The organism is Campylobacter taeniopygiae (genome assembly GCF_005406225.1).
Taxonomy (GTDB): domain Bacteria; phylum Campylobacterota; class Campylobacteria; order Campylobacterales; family Campylobacteraceae; genus Campylobacter_D; species Campylobacter_D taeniopygiae.
In genome coordinates this window covers 75,137-95,110 of sequence record NZ_NXLY01000004.1, presented here as the reverse complement: position 1 = coordinate 95,110, position 19,974 = coordinate 75,137, and the positions used below count along the sequence as shown (strand labels likewise).

Genomic DNA, 19,974 nt, shown 5'->3' with positions numbered 1-19,974 from the left:
GAAATTCAATGCAATACTTATACGCGCCTTGGAGAAGTGAATATTTTGAGAAAGAAAAGAGTAAATGTCCTTTTTGCGACTGTGCTAATAAAATAGATGATGATGAAAAATTAGGCGTTATTTTTAGAGCTAAGCATTGTTTTGCTGTGATGAATCGCTATCCTTATTCTGCGGGACATTTTATGATCATACCTTATTTACATGAAGAGCATATAGAAAATTTGGATGAGGCGATTTGGCAAGAAATGAGTTATTGGGTAAGAGAAGGCGTTAAGATTTTAAAAAACGAACTTCACGCAAGTGGTGTTAATATCGGGATGAATTTAAGTAAAGATGCAGGAGCAGGCATTGCGATGCATTGTCATTATCATTTGGTACCTCGTTGGTCTGGAGATACTAATTTTATTACAACTATAGGAGAAACTAGGGTTTGTGGTACAGATTTAAAAGATGTGTATTATAAATTAGTTAATGCTTTTAACAATGTTAAGTGAATTAGAATTTGAAAATTTTAATCAAGAAAAATTTGATCTTTTAATCGATGCAAGAAGTCCAAAAGAATTTACCCATTCTCATCTTCAAGGAGCTTTAAATTTTTATGCTTTAAATGATGATGAACATAAAAAAATAGGGACACTTTATAAACAAAATCAGGCTTTAGCTAAAGCAGAGGGCGCAAGCTATATTTGTGCCAATATGGCTTGTCATATTCCTATTATCACTCAAGAATTTCGCATAGGATCTAAAGTTGGAATTTATTGCGCTAGAGGTGGATTGCGTTCTAAATCTATAGCGGTTATTTTAAGTGAATTAGGCTATAGAGTAGTACGTTTAAAAGGAGGTTTTAAAGCTTATAGGGCTTTTTTACTGAATTTTTTTGATCAAACTTTAAATTTGAAGTTATTTTCGCTTTGTGGAAATACTGGATGTGGAAAAAGTGAGCTTTTAGAATCTTTACCTCATGCCATTCATTTAGAAAAAATGGCAAATCATTTAGGATCTTCTTTTGGAAATATTTTGGGTGATCAACCCACTCAAAAAGCTTTTGAATCTTTACTTTTTGATAAGATTAGTAAGATTAATGATTTTGCTTTTATTGAAAGTGAAAGTCGTAAAATCGGAGAAATAATCTTACCTTTAAAGCTTTATGAGAGTATGCAAAATGCTTTTAAAATTTATTGTTTTTGTTCTTTGGAAAATCGCATTAAAAGAATTGAAAAATTTTATAAAAATAAAATGACTTCTTTAAAATTTAAAGAATGTGTTGCAAAAATCACTCCTTATATTAGTGCCAATTTCAAGCAAGATTTATTTCAAAATTACGAAAAAAAAGAGTGGAATAAACTTATCACAATGCTTTTAGAATATTATGATAAAACTTATAAACAGCCAGAAAAAATAGATTTTAAACTCAATACCGATGATATTTCAAAGGCTAAAGAAGAGCTTTTGAATTTTTTAAAAATTAAGCATAGGATTAATTTTTAAGAGATTTTAAAATAAAATCAATAAATTCATCACTATCATTTGGACAAGAAATTAATGAGTAATCTTTAGCAGCTAAATGTCTGTATTCCATACCTAGTTCAAAGATAGTTTCAGAGCAATCAATACAAAAAGATATAGGATAAATTAAGGCTTTATTTTTAAGTTTTGCCAAAATATCGCTTGTGCTAGGTTCTAGCCATTTTACAGGCCCTAGCTTAGACTGATAAGAAAGAATGATTTCTTCAAAATGATTTTTGAGTTTTTCTTTTAAAATTTGAATATGCTCATTAATATGTTTTTCATACAAATCTCCTTTTTGTATAAGAGAAATTGGCAAAGAATGGGCTGAAAAAATAAGAGTTTTGGCATCAAATTGATTTTTTTTATCTAAGATATGAGAAATAATCATTTGATTATAATTTGCATCTTTATAAAAAATATCCATTATTTTAATCTTGCTAGTGATGTTTAATTTTTCAATTTCTCTTTGCAAAACTTCAAGTGAAGAAGTTACCGTGGTGCAAGAGTGGTGAGGGTAGAGTGGATAAAGGATGATTTCATCTTTTGAATTTAAGGAATATTTTTTTAAAACCTCATTAGCGTAAGGCGGGACGTATAAATTGACAAAATCAAAATTAAATTCATTTTGTAAGGAGTTGAGTTTGTGACATAAATTTTGTGTAATTTCGTTTAAAGGAGATTTTCCGCCCATTTTAATATAATTTTTTTGCATGGTTTTGGTGCGTGATAAGGTTATCATCCAAGCCACAAATCGCCTTAAAAATCTATTTTTAATTCCTAAGATATAAGGATCATTAAACATATTTTTTAAAAAAGTTTTACAATCTTCTAAATGAGTGGCTCCGCCCATGTTTAAAAATAAAACTAATTTCAATTTTCTTCCTCTAAGATTTTTTGGACTTCATAGGCATCATCAATGTTTGCTAGGAAATGTTCTTTATTGTTGATTAAATTCGCTAAAGCTTGATGCTCACTAAATAAAGGAGAATTTTTTTCTATTTGAATTTCTTTGCCGTCTTTAAGCAATTTAAAATCAGCCAAATTAGCCTCAAAAAAATGATTTTCTGTTATAAGATGAATTTTTCTAAGCTTTAAAGAGCAATTCCAACTTTGATGCAAAGAAGCTATAATCCCTTCAAGCTCACAAGCTAAGATACTTTCACTTTCTCTATTTTTATCTTGAGTAAAACATTTGATAATCTTGGTTTTTGTGATATTTTTTTGGCTTAAAAAGCGAATCAAATCAAGATCATGCACGGCTAGATCATGTAAAATCCCAACATCATTAATTCTTTGTGGATAAGGTGAAAATCTTTGTATGTTTATACTGATAATTTTTTCATCTTTTAAATTTTGCTTTAAGGCTAAAACAGCAGGATTAAAACGCTCACAAAAGCCCACAGCTATTTTTTTATTTTGTGCTATTTGTTTTAATTCTTCAATTTGTGCTAAATTTAAAGCCAAAGGTTTTTCTATAAGCAGTGCTTTTGCAGAGTTTAAAACTTTTTTTGCAATATCTAAATGTGAATTTGTAGGCGTTGCGATAATAATAATATCATTATTTTGTTTTATAAATTCATCTAGATTATCGAAAAAAATATTGTCAAATTGGCTTAAATTTGAATTTTGATAAAGATCAAATAGGGCATTGATTTTAAAATGAGAATTTCTAGCAAGCTCATTGAGATGATTTTGCCCCATTTTACCAAGGCCTATTATACCGATTTTCATTTTTTAATCCTTGAAAAGATCAATAACTTGCTCTTGCTCTTTTTCTCCTAAAAAAGCTGAAAAAGGTAAAGATAAAATACGCTCACTCACATAGCTTGAATTTTTAACTTCTAAATGATTTGCCTCTTTAAAGCAAGGTTGTTTATGAAGCGGGGTTGGATAATGAATAGCATAAGGTATATTGGCTTTTTCAAATTTTTGCAAGATATTTGCTCTATTTTCCACTAAAATGCTATATTGTGCATAAACACTTTTAGCATTGCTATCGATTTTTGGAATCACGCAGTTTTTTAAATTTTCATTATAGATTTTGGCTAGAATTTGTCTTTTTTCAATTTCTTGTTCAAGATGTTTTAATTTCACATTTAAAATAGCTGCTTGAAGGGTATCAAGACGTGCGTTTATACCTATAAATTCATGCTTGTAACGCTCGGTTTGTCCGTGATTGAGTAAAATTCTTATTTTTTGTGCTAAAGCATCATCATGGCAAAAAATGGCTCCTCCATCTCCATAAGCACCCAAAGGCTTAGATGGAAAAAAGCTGGTGCAAGAAATAGGTGCAATAGAGCAAGATTTTTCTCCTTTAAAACTTGCACCAAAACTTTGTGCCCCATCTTCGATAAGAGTGATATTTTTATTTTTTAGCATTTCATTTAAATTTTTTAAATCACTCATTTGCCCAAACATACTCACAGCAATAACCGCTTTTGTTTTAGATGTGATAGCTTGTTCTACGGCTTTAAAATCAAGATTGTAATTATCAAGGTTGATATCCACAAAAACAGGTTTTGCGCCTACTAATGCTACAGCTTCAGCTGTTGCAATAAAGGTAAAATCAGGAACGATCACTTCATCATTTTCTTTAATATCTAAGGCTCTTAAGGCTAAATACAAAGCACTAGTTCCACTTGAACACCCTATGGCGTGTTTAATGCCTACAAAATTGGCTAAATTCTTTTCAAATTCATTTAGTTTTAATCCGCCTATAAAAGAAGAGCTTTGTAAAACGCTTTGAATTTCAGCATCAATTTCATCTTTATAAGTTAAATATTGTGCATTGAGATTAATGAAATTCATATATACCTTTGCATTTTTAAGAGTTTTTAAAATATTTATTGTAGTTTAGTTTTACTTAATTTAAAGTAATTTTGGTATTATATGATTTTATAAAAATTCTTTTAGGAAGTCTTTATGGATATTAGAAAAGCTTATTTGGATTTTTTTGCTTCTAAAGGACATGAAATCACCCCTTCAAGCCCTTTAGTTCCTGATGATGCAACTTTACTTTTTACTAACGCAGGTATGGTACCTTTTAAAAGTATTTTTACTGGAGAAATTCCGCGTCCAAATCCTCCAAGAAAAACAAGCTGTCAAACTTGTATTAGAGCGGGTGGAAAACACAATGATTTAGATAATGTTGGCTATACAGCACGCCACCATACTTTTTTTGAAATGCTTGGAAATTTCAGCTTTGGAGATTATTTTAAAGAACAAGCGATTTCTTATGCTTGGGAATTTGTTACTCAAATTTTAAAACTTCCTAAAGATAGACTTTATGTAACCGTTCATCAAGATGACAATGAAGCTTTTGAAATTTGGCAAAAGCACATAGAAAAAGAAAGAATTTATAAATTTGGAGATAAGGATAATTTTTGGCAAATGGGTGATACAGGCCCTTGCGGTCCTTGCAGTGAAATTTTTTATGATCAAGGTGCTGAGCATTTTAATAGCGATGAAGATTATATGGGCGGGGATGGAGATAGATTTTTAGAGATTTGGAACCTTGTTTTTATGCAGTATGAAAGAAGTGCTGATGGAACTTTAAGCCCTTTACCAAAGCCAAGTATTGATACAGGAATGGGTCTTGAAAGAGTTATGGCGATCAAGGAAGGAAAATTCAGTAATTTTGATAGTTCTTTATTTATGCCAATTATTGATGAAATTTCCAAACTTTGTAAAAAAGAATATATATATGAAAGTGGTGCAAGTTTTAGAGTGATCGCTGATCATATACGCTCTAGCGTGTTTTTACTTGCCCAAGGGACAAATTTTGATAAAGAAGGTAGAGGCTATGTTTTAAGACGAATTTTGCGTCGCGCTCTAAGACATGGTTATTTGTTGGGATTTAAAAAGCCTTTTATGTATAAATTAGTTGATATAGTTTGTCATTTGATGGGAGATCATTACACTTATTTAAATGAAAAAAAAGAATTTGTTAAAGAGCAAATTAGGCTTGAAGAAGAAAGATTTTTAAGCACTATAGAAAATGGAATTGAAATCTTTAACGAAGAGCTTAAAAACACTCAAGAAATTTTCAGCGGAGAAGTTGCTTTTAAGCTTTACGATACTTATGGTTTTCCGCTTGATCTAACTCAAGATATGCTTAGAGAAAAAAATCTTAAAGTGGATGAGGAAAAATTTGAAACCTTAATGCAAGAACAAAAAGAGCGTGCTAAGGCTTCTTGGAAAGGAAGTGGAAGTAAAAATGCGAGCGGTGATTTTAAGATTTTACTTGAAAAATTTGGAGAAAATGAATTTGTTGGTTATGAAAAAATAGAATGCGAAACTAAAATTCTTGCTCTTTTAGATGAAAATTTTAAAGAAATTTCATCCCTTCAGGGTAAAGGTTGGGTGATGCTTGAAAAAACTCCTTTTTATGCAACGAGTGGTGGGCAAAGTGCTGATGTGGGATTTTTAGATGATTGTGAGGTTTTAGACACTCAAAAATTCTTTGGACTTAATCTTAGTTTTGTAAATGCTAATAAAGAATTAAAAATCAATGATAATATAAAAGCAAAGATTGATTTTGAAAAAAGAGAGCAAATCGCACGTCATCACTCAGCAACCCATCTTTTACATCATGCTTTAAGAGAAATTTTAGGCAGTCATGTTTCTCAAGCAGGTTCTTTGGTAGAATTTAATAAATTAAGATTTGATTTTACCCATCCTAAAGCCTTAAGTAAAGAAGAGCTAGAATGCATTGAAAAAAGAGTCAATGAAATGATTATACTTTCAAGCGATGCAGTGCTTGAAAGTATGTCTTTAGATGAAGCAAAAAAGAGCGGAGCTATAGCTTTGTTTAATGAAAAATATCAAGATAATGTTCGCGTATTAACTTTAGGAGAAAGTAAAGAGCTTTGTGGTGGAACTCATGTTTTAAATACAGCACAGATTGGTAGTTTTTATATCGTTAAAGAAAGTGGCGTGAGTGCAGGCATAAGACGCATAGAAGCGGTTGTATCTAAAGCGGCTTTAAAATTTGTAAAAAATCAGCTTGATGAAATGGCTAAAATCAAAGAAGAATTAAAAAATAATGATGTTTTAAATGGGATAAAAAAACTTAAAAACGAAATTATTATCTTAAAAGAAGAATTAAGAAATTCAAATAAAACAGAATTAAAATCAAAAAATATTAATGGGATACAAATTTGCGTTGAAAGTATCCAAAACGGAGATATTAAAGCTATGATTGATGATTTTAAAAATAAATTTAGTAAAGCTGTGATTTTACTTGCTCAAGTAAAAGAGGGTAAAGTTCTTCTTGCAGCTGGAGTAAAAGACGCTCCTTTAAAAGCTGGAGTTTTGGTTAAAGAAGCGGCGCAAATTTTAGGTGGAAATGGTGGTGGAAGAGATGATTTTGCCACAGCAGGGGGTAAAGATATAACTAAACTTGATGAAGCTTTAAAACAAAGCTTGGATCATATAGAAAAAGCAATTCAATGTTAATTCTCGCATCAAGTTCTTCTTCGAGGGCAAAATTGCTCCAAGAGGAAAATATTAAATTTAAGCAAATTGCTTTTGATTATGATGAAAATTTAAATAAAAATATTTTAGCAAGTTTATATGTTCAAAATGTCGTTCTTCAAAAGGAAAAACAATTTCTTGCTGCTTTTGAAAAAGATTTTTTAAATGAAACTGTGCTTTTTGCTGATAGCATTGTCTGTATAGGAGATAAAATTTTAACCAAAGCAAAGGATAAAAATGAAGCTTATGAAATGCTCACTTTACAAGATGGTAAAAGTGCAAGTATTTTGAGTGCTTTTTTATTGGTTAATACTCAAAAAAGAGTTTTTTCTCTTTCTAAAACAACGCTCTATTTTAGAGAATTTGATAAAAATGCCTTAAAAGATTATGTAGAAAATAATCTTTTTCAAGGTAAGGCAGGTTGCATTATGCATGAAGGCTTTCATGGGCAATTTATAAAAAAACAAATAGGAAATTCAAGTACAGCTTTAGGGCTTGATACCCAAACTTTAAAGGCTTATTTATGAAAATTTTAAGATATATTTTTTCATTTTTTGGTTTATTGTTAATCGCAGGTGTTATTTATGTTGGATATCTCTTTGCAAGTGTGGATACTCAAGATTATACCTTTAAAGAATATAAACCACCGCTTACAACGCAAATTTTTGATCGAAATGGAAAATTAGTCGCCAATATCTTTGAACAGCATCGCTTTTACGCAAAGTATGATGAATTGCCTCCACGTCTGATTGAAGCTTTAGTAGCGATTGAAGATACGAGTTTTTTTGAGCACAATGGTGTTAATATTGATGCTATTTTTAGAGCAGGATTGAAGGTGATAAAAAATGTTGGTAAGCCTGTAGAAGGTGCTTCTACTCTTACTCAACAACTTATAAAAAATACAGAATTAACTCCAGAAAAAACCATCACAAGGAAAATCAGAGAAGCTTTACTTGCCTATAAAATTGAAACCTTACTAACCAAAGAACAAATTTTAGAAAGATATTTGAATTTTATCTTTTTTGGACATGGATATTATGGCGTAAAAACTGCTGCACAAGGCTATTTTCATAAAAATTTAAGCGAATTAAGTCTTAAAGAAATTGCAATGCTAGTTGGTATTCCTAAAGCACCAAGCAGCTATGATCCAACCAAACATTTAGATCTTTCTATTTCACGGGCAAATAATGTTTTAACAAGAATGTATAGTTTAGGTTGGATTTCTAAAAGTGATTATGATAGTGCTATGAAAGAGGTGCCTAAAATTTATAACGATACCTTAACACAAAATGCCGCTCCCTATGTTGTTGATGAGGTGATGAAGCAACTTAGTTCTAGTATTAAGGATTTAAGAACGGGTGGTTATAAAATCACTTTAAATATTGATTTAGATGTTCAAGAAATGGCACAAAATGCTTTAAAATTTGGTTATGATGAAATTGTAAAGCGTGATAAAGATGCAAATTTAAGTACTTTAAATGGTGCCATGGTGGTTGTTAATCATCAAAGTGGTGATGTTTTGGCGCTTGTTGGTGGAGTGGATTATGAAAAAAGCAATTATAACCGTGCTACTCAAAGTATGCGTCAGCCAGGAAGCTCTTTTAAGCCTTTTGTGTATCAAGTGGCGATTAATTTAGGTTATTCTCCTATGAGTGAAATTGCGGATATTTCTAGAATTTTTTCAGGTGGAGGTAAGGTTTGGAAACCTAAAAATGATGGTGGAAAATTCCTAGGTTTGATCACTCTTAAAGAAGCTTTAACGCGTTCTAGAAATCTTGCCACGATTAATCTTGCACTTGATATCGGACTTGATGTGCTTTATTCTAAATTGATGGAATTTGGTTTTAAAGATATTCCACCGAATTTATCTATAGTTTTGGGAAGTTTTGGAATTTCTCCTTTGGAGTATTCTAAATTTTATACTATGTTTGGAAATTATGGGGTGATAAAAGAACCTCAAATTATAAGGCAAGTTCAAGATAAAGATGGCAAAGTGATCATGAAATTTGACTCAAGTGAACATAGAGTGAGTAATCCAGAACAAAGCTTTTTAGTGCTTGATATGATGAGAAATGTTGTAGAAAGTGGAACAGGTCGTAATGCTAAGGTTAAAGGTATAGATATAGCTGGAAAAACGGGAACGACAAATAAAAATGTCGATGCTTGGTTTTGTGGGATTACTCCAGAGATTGAAGCATTGATTTGGTATGGAAATGACAATAATAAGCCAATGCGTTATACAGAAAGCGGAGCTAGAACTGCAGCGCCAGTATTTAAGGACTTTTTAACTCAATATATAGAGAAATTCCCAAATACAACAAGAAAATTCAGCATTCCAAATGGAGTTTATCAAGGAACTTATAAAGGTAAAAGTGCTTATTATACAGATAAATCACCTTTGCCAAGAAATAATATTAATTTAAATGAAAATGAGATTTTGTTTTAATTTGAAAGTAGAAATTTCTACTTTCAATTTTGTATTTTTTTGATCACAATTTCATCATTTTCGGCATCGATTAAAATGTTATCGTTTTCGTTAAGTTCATCAGCTAAGATCATATCGCTTAATTTATCCTCTATCATATCATAAATAGCTCTTTTTAATGGTCTAGCTCCAAAGTCAGGATCAAAACCATTTTTTGCGATTAAAAGCGCTCCATTTTCGCTTAAATTTGCTTTGATACCTTTGTTTGATAAACTATTTTGTAAATCTTTAAATAAAAGCTTTACAATTTCATAAGCCTCATCTTGTCCTAGGGGATTAAAAGTAATGATATCATCTAAACGATTTAAAAATTCAGGTTTAAAGAAATTTTTCAATTCATTTTTGATCGCATTTTCTTTTTCTTCTCCATTTAGCGTCATGATTGCATTTGAGGCGATATTAGAGGTTAAAATAATAATGGTATTTTTAAAATCCACCGTTACGCCTTTGCTATCTGTTGCTCTTCCATCATCTAAAATTCCTAAAAGCACATTAAAAACATCTTTATGAGCTTTTTCAACTTCATCAAATAAAAGAACGCTATAAGGTTTTCTACGCACTGCTTCGGTTAGTTCTCCACCTTCTTCATGTCCTATATATCCTGGAGGCGCTCCTAAAAGTCTTGAAACGCTATGTTTTTCCATAAATTCACTCATGTCAAAGCGTATCATAGCCTTTTCATCATCAAATAAAAATTTTGCCAAAGCTTTGGCCGATTGAGTTTTTCCTACTCCAGTTGGTCCTAAAAATAAAAAACTTCCTATAGGTTTATTGTCTGCATTAAGTCCTGCTTTATTGCGTTTAATAGCTCTTGCTAAAGCATTTAAGGCCTCATCTTGTCCTATAACACTTTCTTTTAAGTGCTTTTCAACCTCTAAGAATTTTTGTTTTTCAGAAGTAAGCATTTTCTGCACGCTAATACCTGTCCATTTGCTCAAAATTCCAGCGACTAAATCTTCATCCACTTGATTTTTAAGCAAAACGCCATTTTCGCTCATTTTTTTCCATTTTTCTTCTAAGTTTTGCACTTCTTTTTCAAGGCTTGGAATTTTTCCATATTCTAATTCAGCCGCTTTTTGAAATTCACCTCTATTTTTAGCTAGATTGGCTTCATTTTTTAAAAGATCAATTTCTTTTTTCTTTGCACTGATTTCATTAAAAACACCTTTTTCATTTTCAAATTGTGAATTTAAAGCATTTTGCTTTTCTTTTAGATTGGCTAATTCTTTGATGATTTCTTCTATTCTTTTTTCATTTTTCTTGTTATCTTCCATTTTTAAAGCTTCATTTTCAACTTCTAAAGTTTCAATGTCTTTTCTTACTTTTCTTAAAGAACTAGGTTCGCTTTCAATCTGCATCTTAAGTTCAGCGGCGGCTTCATCGATTAAGTCAATAGCTTTATCGGGCAAAAAACGATCCGCTATATAGCGTTTTGAAAGTTTAGCAGCTGCAACTAAAGCACTATCATTGATTGTGACATTGTGATGAATTTCTAATTTTTCTTTGATTCCTCTTAGCATCGCTAAAGCTTCGTTAATACTAGGTTCAGGAACATTAACAGGTTGAAAACGGCGTTGTAAAGCCGCGTCTTTTTCAAAATATTTGCGGTATTCTTTCAAAGTGGTAGCGCCTATGGTATGAAGTTCGCCTCTAGCTAAAGCAGGTTTTAAGATATTGGCTGCATCCATACTCCCTTCACTCGCTCCAGCTCCTACTATGGTGTGAATTTCATCTATAAATAAGATGATATTTTTATTTTTGATCGCTTCATTAACTACTGCTTTTAAGCGATCTTCAAATTCGCCGCGGTATTTTGCACCTGCTATTAAAGCACTCATATCAAGCGCAATGACTCTTTTATTTTGCAAAGAAGTTGGCACATCTTTTTTGACTATTCTTTGCGCTAAGGCTTCAACAATTGCGGTTTTTCCAACTCCAGGTTCTCCAAGCAAAATAGGATTGTTTTTAGTTTTGCGGATAAGAATTTGCATGAGTCTTTCTATTTCTTCTTCTCTTCCGATCACTGGATCTAGCTCTCCTTGAGTTGCTTTTTGAGTTAGATCAATACCGAATTTATTTAAACTATCTAAAGTTTCATCGCTTGTTTTACTATCAACCTTTCTTCCGGCTCTTAAATTTTGTAATTCTTTTTGAAATTCTTTACGATCTAAAAACTTAGATAAAATTTCTTTAATCGGATCTTTTTCGCTTTCACTAATAAGCCAAGTATCTACAGATAAATAGCTATCTCCATTTGCATTCATTAAGCCTTTGGCTGTCTCCAAAGAATTGATAAATTCATTTGAAAATTTGATATTTTCTTTACTCACATTTGAGCTTGTCGGTAATTTAGAAATTTTGCTTTTAATTTCAAGTTCTAAAGCTTCTTTAGAAATATTTAATTTATTAAGTATTTGATTAAGCAAACTTGAGCTATCAACGCATAAAGCCCAAAAAAGATGCAAAGGAACAATTTCATTATTTTTAGAATATATTGCTAAAGATGCTGCACTTTCAACATTTGAAAGCATAGAGTCTGTTAAATAATCTTGTATATTTGCCATATTGATTCCTTTTTTGTTAATTTATATAAAACGTATTATATAACTTTAGTCATATAATGTCAAGTTATTTTATAATATTTTATAAATATATTTAAGTTCATTTTTATAAAGTTATAGTAAAAACGCTATTTTACAAACATATCAATAGCTTTATTAAGATCTTCTATGCTTTGTTTATTTTCTTCAGAGCATGTATGATGGATGCAATGAGCTAAATGTTCTTTTAAAACAGCTTTTGCGGTATTATTAACCGCTGCTTTAATAGCGGCAAGTTGTATTAAAATTTTGCTACAATCCTCATCTCTTTTTACCATGTTTTTAACTGCTTCTAAATGTCCAATTGTTCGACTAAGTCTATTGCTGATCGCTTTAATATGTTTTTGTGAATGCTGATGTTTTTTTATATTTTGCATTTATCTTCCTAAAAATCCTTTGATTTTTTAAATTAAAATTTTAAAATCATTCTAGCATAAAAAATAAAAGAAAACGCAATGTAAATTTTTATGTGTTTAATTTACAATTTCTTAAGCATTTTTTATTAAAATTTACTTTTAAAAATATGAAAAAATTTTAATGGAGTTTCACTTGAAAATAAAACGATCTTTAGCCACTTTAATAGGTTTTATAAGCTCTTTGGCTTTTTGTGTTTTTTTTGTTGGAAATTTACACGCCAAAGCTGACGATAATAAAAAACTAGAACAACGCTTGCAAGCTTTAGATAAGCTTACAAAAACTTTAGCTATAGTTGAACAATATTATGTTGATGATGAAAATATAAGTGATTTGGTGGATAAATCTTTATCCGGACTTTTGAGTAATCTTGATGCACATTCTTCTTTCTTAAATGAAAAAGATTTTAATGATATGAAAATTCAAACCAATGGTGAATTTGGAGGACTTGGAATTACGGTAGGCATGAAAGATGGAGCCTTAACTGTTGTTTCTCCTATGGAAGGAACTCCTGCAGATAAAGCAGGAATAAAATCAGGCGATATCATTTTAAAAATAAACAATGAAGCAACCTTGGGTATGAATTTAAATGACGCTGTAGAAAAAATGCGTGGTAAGCCAAAAACTGAAATCACTTTAACTATTTTTAGAAAAGGTTCTACTAAGCCTTTTGATGTGACTCTTATGAGAGATATTATAAAAGTTGAGAGTGTTTATGCAAAATTGATCCAAAAAGAAAATATTTTATATTTAAGAGTGACTAATTTTGATAAAAATGTAGTCGATTCTGCAAGTAAAGAGCTTAAAAAATATCCTAATGTTAAAGGGATTATTTTAGATCTTAGAAATAATCCTGGTGGACTTTTAAGTCAAGCTATAGGATTAGTTAATTTATTTGTAGATAAAGGCGTGATCGTTTCTCAAAAAGGACGCATAGCTAGTGAAAATCAAGAATACAAAGCAGAAGCAAAAAATAAAATTTCTAATGCCCCTTTAGTGGTGCTTGTCAATGGTGGAAGTGCTAGTGCGAGTGAGATTGTTAGCGGGGCTTTGCAAGATTTAAAAAGGGCTGTGATTGTTGGCGAAAATACTTTTGGAAAAGGTAGTGTGCAGCAAATCATTCCTATTAATAAAACTGAAGCATTAAGATTGACTATAGCAAGATATTATTTGCCAAGTGGTCGCACCATCCAAGCTATAGGCGTAAAACCGGATATTGAAGTTTTTCCTGGAAAGGTAAGCACTCAAGAAGAAGGCTTTAATCTAAAAGAAAGTGAATTAAAACAGCATTTGGAAAATGAACTTCAAAAAACTAATGATAAAAAAGAAGAGAAAAAAGAAATCAAAAATGATAAAAACATCATTACATTAAAACAAATTTATGAAGATGCGCAATTAAAATCTGCTATTGATGCGGTGAAAATTTTAAACATTAAGGAGGGTGCGTTATGACAAAAAAAGATTTAATGTATGAGGGAAAAGGAAAGAAGCTTTTTAAAACTGATGATGAAAATTTATTAATCAGTGAATTTAAAGACGATTTAACAGCTTTTAATGCTGAAAAAAAAGGGAATGAAAGCGGCAAAGGGGCTTTAAATTGTAAAATCAGTACAGAAATTTTTCATTTGCTTGAGAAAAATGGCATCAAAACTCATTTAGTTGATCGTATCAGTGATACCGAACAATTGGTAAAAAAATGCAAAATCATCCCTATAGAAGTAATAGTGCGTAATGTTGCCACAGGTTCGATTGTAAAAAGATTGGGCTTAGAGGATGGTAAAGTTTTGCCTTTTGCTTTGGTTGAATTTTGCTTAAAAGATGATGCTTTAGGCGATCCTTTTATCAATGATGATCATTGTTTGATTTTAAATTTAGTTCAAAATGAAGCACAAATTCAAGAGATTAAAAATATCGCTAAAAAGATCAATTCCATCTTAACTCCATTTTTTGATTCTAAAAATTTAAGATTGATTGATTTTAAAATAGAATTAGGTTTAACTAAAGATAATGAACTTGTTTTAGCTGATGAAATCAGTCCAGACAGCTGTAGATTTTGGGATAAATTTAGCAATGAAAAACTAGATAAAGACAGATTTCGCCAAGATTTAGGTAGCGTAAAAGTTGCTTACGAAGAAGTTTTAAAAAGAATTTTAAGTTAAGGTATATTGATGAAAATAGTGGTAAATATTTTTTTAAAAAATGGAGTTTTAGATCCTCAAGGCAAGGCTATTGAAAAGGCTTTGCATTCTTTAAATTTTAATGAAGTTAAAGAAGTAAGAATGGCTAAACAACTCATCATTGATTTAGATGAAAAAGATGAAGCAAGAGCTAAAGAGCGTATTGCGAAAATGTGCGAAGAATTGCTGGTTAATAATGTGATTGAAGATTATGAACTGAGTATAAGCGAGAAATAATGAAAGTAGCAATTATTCGATTTCCTGGAACAAATTGTGAATTTGATACAGAATATGCATTTAACAAACTTGGAGCTAAAACTGAAATAATCTGGCATGAGCAAAAAGAATTTACAGCTGATTTGGTTGTTTTACCTGGAGGATTTTCTTATGGAGATTATTTAAGATGTGCAGCGATTGCTAAACTTGCTCCTGCAATGCAAGGTGTTTTTGAGCACGCTAAGAAAGGAGGCTATATTTTAGGAATTTGCAATGGATTTCAAATTCTTTTAGAAAGTGGCCTTTTAAAAGGCGCAATGAAGCACAATGAAAAACTAAGCTTTATTTCAAAAAATCAAGATTTAAAAGTGGTTTCAAATCAAAATGTTTTTTTAAGAAATTTTCAAAAAGATGATATTATTAATTTACCCATTGCACACGGAGAAGGAAATTACTACGCAAAAGAGGATGTTTTAAAAGAATTAGAAGATAAGGACTTAATCACATTAAAATATCAACCAAATCCTAACGGTTCTGTTTGTGATATTGCTGGAATTTGTGATGAGAATAAAAAGATTTTTGGTCTCATGCCACATCCTGAAAGAGCTTGTGATAGTGTTTTAGGTAATGAAATAGGTTTAAAAATGTTAGAAGGTTTTATGTGAGAATATTATTTTTTATATTTTTATTTTCTTGCAGTCTTTTTGCTCAAAAAGAAATTTCTGTTTTTGATGCTCAAAAGGTGCAAAAAGAATTAGAAAAATTACCAAAAGAGGAGCAGCAAATTTATCAAAATATTGCTCCAAGTGATGAAAATACTGATATCGATACGAGCAATGTTGAAGATCCTTTTATCCCGCAAAGCTCTTTGGTGCTTACTAATGATGAGTATCCGCACAAGGTTTATGTTGGAGAAGCTTTTCCAATTACCATTCATGCAAAAACAACTGAAAACACTAATTTTGATTTTAAGATTAATCTAAAAAAGAACGATGACTTGCTTTTTCTAAATCCTGATGCAAAATGGAAAAATATACAAGGCGAGTATGTAACAACTTTATGGTTTGAAGCTAAAACTTCTAATGCCTCTTTAGAGCAAATTTCAATTCAGTTGCTTAGAAATGGAGAAGCTTTTCAGCAATCTGCTTTAAATTTAAATCCAATCAGATATGAAATCACACCAAGTGATAATCATTTTTCACACCTAGTAGCAAGTTCTTTGGAAGTAAAAAAGATAAAAACTAAAAATTTTGATAATAATAGCATCATTGTTATGCTTGAATTAAATGCTACCAATACAAATCTTAAAAGTTTTTATATCGATGGTGTTCAAAAACAAGGAGTTGAAAATTTAAAAGGTGATTTTAACGCTTCTACTGGTTTTTATTACGCTTTATTTCCATCATCTAAAACCCATTTTGATTTTTCTTATTTCAATAAAGATACTAAAAGTCTTGAAAATATGAGTTTTAGACTTGTTATTAGTGATGATGAGATTAGCACTCAAAGTGATTTAAATCCTACCAATAAAGATTTTAATATTTATAAACAATATGCACTTTGGTTTTTTACATTTGTTTTTGCATTTGTATTTGTGTGGAGAAAAAATTATATCATTTTGGTTTTAGCAATAGTATGTTTTGTATTAAGTTTTTTCATAGATACAAGCGTAAAAAGCGGTATTTTAAAAGCAGGTTCAAGAGCAAGAATTTTGCCAACAGAGCCTTCAACTTTTTTCTATACAGCTCATTCTAATGAAAAAGTTAAAATTTTAGGAAAAAGATTAGATTATATTAAAGTAATTCTTGAAAATGGCCAAATAGGATGGGTACTTCGTGAAGATTTACAAAAAAATTAAAGCTTTATATTTTTGGTTTTTTTTTATTTTTAGTATTTTAATTGTAGTATGTTGCTTTTGTTTTGTAAATTCGCAAAATACCCTTTGGAAAATTCGTAGAATTTGGGCTAAATTTCAAAAATATACTATTTTTTACAAAACTGAGCTTGTGGGTGAGTTTAATCCTAGCGCAAATATGATTTTAATGAATCATCAAAGCGCCCTAGATATTATTGCTTTAGAGGAATTATACCCTAAAAATTTATGCTGGATTGCAAAAAAAGAACTTGGAGAAATTCCACTTTTTAAAATCACTATAAAAAAACCAAAATTGCTTTGTATCGATAGAAAAAATCCAAGAGATTTAGTGCGTGTATTAAAAGAAGCCAAAGAAAGACTAAATGAAGATAGAGTTTTAGCCATTTTTCCTGAAGGAACGCGTTCAAAAACAGCAAAAATGCTTAAATTCCAAAGCGGAGCTAAAGTTTTAACTGAAAAGTTGAATTTGAAAGTTCAGCCTATTTTGATTGTAGATTCTGCTAAAATTTTAGATACGAAAAGTTTTAGCGTGGGAAGTGGTGGAAATTTAAAGATTATTTGCATGGATTTAGTGGATACTAGCGATGAGAGATGGCTTGAAAATACTAGAAAAAAAATGCAAGAAATATTAGATCAAGAAAGAATGAAATCATGCCCAATATGATTTTAATTGTAGGCATAGGTGGCTTTTTGGGTTCTGTATTTAGAATGTTAAGTATTAATTTTATCAATAAAATTTTTCCACATGCTATTAATTTTGGTACTCTTTTTGTAAATATTTTTGGCTCTTTTGCTATAGGACTTTGTTTTTCTTATGCACAAAATAAAGGTTTATCTCCATTACTTAAAAATTTTATCAATACAGGATTTTTAGGAGCTTTTACAACTTTTTCTACTTTTTCTTATGAAAATTTAATGCTTTTGCAAAATGGAAATTATTTTCATCTTTTTCTTAATATTGTTTTTAATGTCATTTTGTGTTTATTGGCAGTTTGGCTTGGTTTTGTAATTTTTAAATAAATTTTTTTACAATTATGTATTTTTTGCTAAAATAACGCATTTGAAAAATACAAAGGAGAAAAAATGCAATTTCAAACTGAAGTTAATCAACTTTTACAATTGATGATTCATTCTTTATATTCAAATAAGGAGATTTTTTTAAGGGAGCTCGTCTCTAATGCTAGCGATGCTTTAGATAAATTGAATTTTTTAAGCGTTAGCGATGATTCTTATAAGAGCTTAAAATTTGATCCTAAAATAGAAATTACAATAGACAAAGATAAAAAAACTTTAACCATTAGTGATAATGGTATAGGTATGAATAAAGAAGATTTGATTAATAATTTAGGAACCATTGCAAAGAGTGGCACAAAAAGCTTTTTAGAGAATTTAAGCGGTGATGCTAAGAAAGATTCTCAACTTATAGGGCAATTTGGTGTTGGATTTTATTCTGCTTTTATGGTGGCAAATAAAATTGAAGTTTTAAGTAAAAAAGCTTTGGATGATAAAGCTTATCTTTGGACTTCTGATGCAAATGGTTATGAAATTGAAGATGCTAAAAAAGAAGAGCAAGGAACCACAATCACACTTTATTTAAAAGATGATGAATTTGCTAATTCTTATAAAATTGAAAGCATTATAGAAAAATATTCAAATCATATACAATTTCCAATTTTTATGGAAAAAGAAGAGTATATCCCTGCTAAAGAGGGCGAAACAGAAGGAAAGAGTGAAGTAAAAATCACTCAAATTAATAAAGCTAATGCTCTTTGGAGAATGCAAAAAACAAGCCTTAAAGCCGAAGATTATGAAAAATTTTATGAACAAAATTTCCATGATTCTAATAAGCCTTTATTATATCTTCATACCAAAAGCGAAGGAAAATTAGAATATAGTTCTTTATTTTTCATTCCAAAAAATGCTCCTTTTGATCTTTTTAGAGTGGATTATCAAAGCGGACTTAAGCTCTATGTAAAACGTGTTTTTATTAGCGATGATGATAAAGAACTTTTACCGACTTATTTGCGTTTTGTTAGAGGGATTATTGATGTTGAAGATTTACCATTGAATGTAAGTCGTGAAATTTTGCAAGAAAATCAAATTTTAAAAGCAGTTAAAGAAGCAAGTGTCAAAAAAATACTTAGTGAACTTGAAAAATTAAAAAATAAAGACAAAGATAAATATTTAGATTTTTTCAAAACCTTTGGAAAAGTTTTAAAAGAAGGGCTTTACGGTTTTGGAACAGAAAAAGAGAGTTTATTAAAACTTATGTTTTATAAGAGCACTAAAGGTGAAAATTTACGTTCTTTAGAAGAATATAAAAATGACTTACAAAAAGATCAAAAAGAAATTTTTTATATTACAGGAAATAATGAAAGCCTACTTAGGAATTCACCTTTATTGGAAGAGTATAAACAAAAAAATATAGAAGTACTTTTAATGGATGATGAGATTGATTCTTTGGTTACTCCTATGCTTGGAGAGTATGAAGGGTTAAAATTTGTAGCCATTAATCAAGTTGAAGATAAAAACGAATTAAGTGATGAAGAGAAAAAAGAATATGCTCCGCTTGTGGCTAAATTTAAAGAACTTTTAAAAGATGAAGTTGAAGATGTAAGATTAACCACTCGTTTAAAAGATAGTCCAAGCTGTATTGTTTTTGATAAAAATAAACCTGATTTTGCTATGCAGCAGCTTTTAAAGCAAATGGGACAAGAGCAAAATATAAAGCCTATCTTAGAGATCAATCCAAAACATGCGATTTTTTCAGGACTTAAGAATAATGAAACATTCTATAGCGATATTGCAATTTTGGTATTAAATATGGCTAAACTTAGCGAAGGCATGGGAATTGAAAATGCTTCTGAATTTAATGCAAGTTTGGCTAAAATCATCACGAAGGCTTTTTCATGATAGAAAATATTCCAGCTAGTGTTTGGACAAAACAAGATTTAAGCGAATATCAAATTTTTGATGTTCGCACTCCTTTGGAATGGGGAGAAGGTGTATTACCTAATGCCGAGTGCGTTTCATTTTATGATCATAAAGGATTTTTAAATGAAAATTTTTTGCAAGAATTTCAAGCTAAACAAAAATCCGATAAAAAAATAGCTTTTATTTGTCGCAGTGGCCATAGAAGTATGTTAGCTGCACAGTATGTTAAAGATCAACTTGGTTTAGATAGCGTGAATTTAGATGGCGGAATGTTAGCGCTTTAAGGAA

Annotated in this window: 19 protein-coding genes; 14 read left to right on the top strand and 5 right to left on the bottom strand. The window is 30.3% G+C overall.

Going from position 1 to position 19,974, the window contains the following annotated elements; all coding sequences use genetic code 11:
- The first annotated feature begins 8 nt into the window (after positions 1–8).
- Both CQA75_RS02965 and mnmH read left to right on the top strand, forming a co-directional pair.
- Positions 9–494: an HIT family protein gene (locus CQA75_RS02965; RefSeq protein WP_137623574.1), complete on the top strand. Its 486-nt coding sequence runs from the start codon at positions 9–11 to the stop codon at positions 492–494.
- Positions 484–1,488: a tRNA 2-selenouridine(34) synthase MnmH gene (mnmH, locus tag CQA75_RS02960; protein ID WP_137623619.1), complete on the top strand. Its 1,005-nt coding sequence runs from the start codon at positions 484–486 to the stop codon at positions 1,486–1,488. Before CQA75_RS02965 ends, mnmH begins: the two co-directional genes overlap by 11 nt.
- Here the strand turns inward: mnmH and hemH are convergent.
- The 3 genes from hemH to CQA75_RS02945 are packed head-to-tail and all read right to left on the bottom strand — an operon-like array spanning position 1,478 to position 4,317.
- A complete protein-coding gene (hemH, locus tag CQA75_RS02955) occupies positions 1,478–2,383 on the bottom strand; it encodes a ferrochelatase (RefSeq protein ID WP_137623573.1) in 906 nt (301 codons plus the stop codon). The genes mnmH and hemH overlap by 11 nt on opposite strands.
- Positions 2,380–3,240, bottom strand: a complete 861-nt coding sequence (locus tag CQA75_RS02950; protein ID WP_137623572.1) for a Gfo/Idh/MocA family protein — start codon at positions 3,238–3,240, stop codon at positions 2,380–2,382. Before CQA75_RS02950 ends, hemH begins: the two co-directional genes overlap by 4 nt.
- Before the next feature lie 3 nt (positions 3,241–3,243).
- Positions 3,244–4,317, bottom strand: coding sequence for a DegT/DnrJ/EryC1/StrS family aminotransferase (locus tag CQA75_RS02945; protein ID WP_137623571.1), 1,074 nt, complete (start codon positions 4,315–4,317; stop codon positions 3,244–3,246).
- A gap of 114 nt (positions 4,318–4,431) precedes the next feature.
- Between CQA75_RS02945 and alaS the strand changes: the two genes are divergently transcribed.
- From alaS to CQA75_RS02930, 3 genes are read left to right on the top strand one after another with little or no spacing between them, the layout of a single operon-like run.
- Positions 4,432–6,966 (top strand): alanine--tRNA ligase, encoded by a 2,535-nt coding sequence (alaS, locus tag CQA75_RS02940; RefSeq protein ID WP_137623570.1) that lies wholly within the window; start codon positions 4,432–4,434, stop codon positions 6,964–6,966.
- The gene (gene maf, locus CQA75_RS02935; protein ID WP_137623569.1) at positions 6,960–7,511 is read left to right on the top strand and encodes a septum formation inhibitor Maf; all 552 of its coding nucleotides are present in this window, start codon (positions 6,960–6,962) and stop codon (positions 7,509–7,511) included. The genes alaS and maf overlap by 7 nt, the downstream gene beginning before the upstream one ends.
- Complete coding sequence (locus CQA75_RS02930) at positions 7,508–9,430, top strand: penicillin-binding protein 1A (protein WP_137623568.1); 1,923 nt, start codon at positions 7,508–7,510, stop codon at positions 9,428–9,430. The genes maf and CQA75_RS02930 overlap by 4 nt, the downstream gene beginning before the upstream one ends.
- A gap of 23 nt (positions 9,431–9,453) precedes the next feature.
- Here the strand turns inward: CQA75_RS02930 and CQA75_RS02925 are convergent, their stop codons facing one another.
- Complete coding sequence (locus CQA75_RS02925) at positions 9,454–12,033, bottom strand: ATP-dependent Clp protease ATP-binding subunit (protein WP_137623567.1); 2,580 nt, start codon at positions 12,031–12,033, stop codon at positions 9,454–9,456.
- A gap of 125 nt (positions 12,034–12,158) precedes the next feature.
- Positions 12,159–12,446: a metal-sensing transcriptional repressor gene (locus CQA75_RS02920; RefSeq protein WP_246023734.1), complete on the bottom strand. Its 288-nt coding sequence runs from the start codon at positions 12,444–12,446 to the stop codon at positions 12,159–12,161.
- A gap of 172 nt (positions 12,447–12,618) precedes the next feature.
- Here CQA75_RS02920 and CQA75_RS02915 point away from each other — a divergent pair, with 172 nt between their 5' ends.
- The 9 genes from CQA75_RS02915 (at position 12,619) to CQA75_RS02875 (ending at position 19,970) form a co-directional block, all read left to right on the top strand.
- Positions 12,619–13,935, top strand: a complete 1,317-nt coding sequence (locus tag CQA75_RS02915) for a S41 family peptidase (protein WP_407920019.1) — start codon at positions 12,619–12,621, stop codon at positions 13,933–13,935.
- Positions 13,932–14,642 carry a phosphoribosylaminoimidazolesuccinocarboxamide synthase gene (purC, locus tag CQA75_RS02910; protein WP_137623565.1) on the top strand — a complete coding sequence of 237 codons (711 nt, stop codon included), beginning with the start codon at positions 13,932–13,934 and terminating at the stop codon, positions 14,640–14,642. Before CQA75_RS02915 ends, purC begins: the two co-directional genes overlap by 4 nt.
- A 9-nt stretch (positions 14,643–14,651) precedes the next feature.
- Positions 14,652–14,897 carry a phosphoribosylformylglycinamidine synthase subunit PurS gene (purS, locus tag CQA75_RS02905; RefSeq protein ID WP_137623564.1) on the top strand — a complete coding sequence of 82 codons (246 nt, stop codon included), beginning with the start codon at positions 14,652–14,654 and terminating at the stop codon, positions 14,895–14,897.
- Positions 14,897–15,541, top strand: a complete 645-nt coding sequence (gene purQ / locus CQA75_RS02900) for a phosphoribosylformylglycinamidine synthase I (RefSeq protein ID WP_137623563.1) — start codon at positions 14,897–14,899, stop codon at positions 15,539–15,541. The genes purS and purQ overlap by 1 nt, the downstream gene beginning before the upstream one ends.
- Positions 15,538–16,734 (top strand): SH3 domain-containing protein, encoded by a 1,197-nt coding sequence (locus CQA75_RS02895; protein WP_171000069.1) that lies wholly within the window; start codon positions 15,538–15,540, stop codon positions 16,732–16,734. Before purQ ends, CQA75_RS02895 begins: the two co-directional genes overlap by 4 nt.
- Positions 16,712–17,416, top strand: a complete 705-nt coding sequence (locus CQA75_RS02890) for a lysophospholipid acyltransferase family protein (RefSeq protein WP_137623562.1) — start codon at positions 16,712–16,714, stop codon at positions 17,414–17,416. The genes CQA75_RS02895 and CQA75_RS02890 overlap by 23 nt, the downstream gene beginning before the upstream one ends.
- The gene (crcB, locus tag CQA75_RS02885) at positions 17,404–17,772 is read left to right on the top strand and encodes a fluoride efflux transporter CrcB (RefSeq protein ID WP_137623561.1); all 369 of its coding nucleotides are present in this window, start codon (positions 17,404–17,406) and stop codon (positions 17,770–17,772) included. Before CQA75_RS02890 ends, crcB begins: the two co-directional genes overlap by 13 nt.
- Positions 17,773–17,835: 63 nt before the next feature.
- Positions 17,836–19,665, top strand: coding sequence for a molecular chaperone HtpG (htpG, locus tag CQA75_RS02880; RefSeq protein ID WP_137623560.1), 1,830 nt, complete (start codon positions 17,836–17,838; stop codon positions 19,663–19,665).
- The gene (locus CQA75_RS02875) at positions 19,662–19,970 is read left to right on the top strand and encodes a rhodanese-like domain-containing protein (protein ID WP_137623559.1); all 309 of its coding nucleotides are present in this window, start codon (positions 19,662–19,664) and stop codon (positions 19,968–19,970) included. The genes htpG and CQA75_RS02875 overlap by 4 nt, the downstream gene beginning before the upstream one ends.
- Positions 19,971–19,974 lie beyond the last annotated feature (4 nt).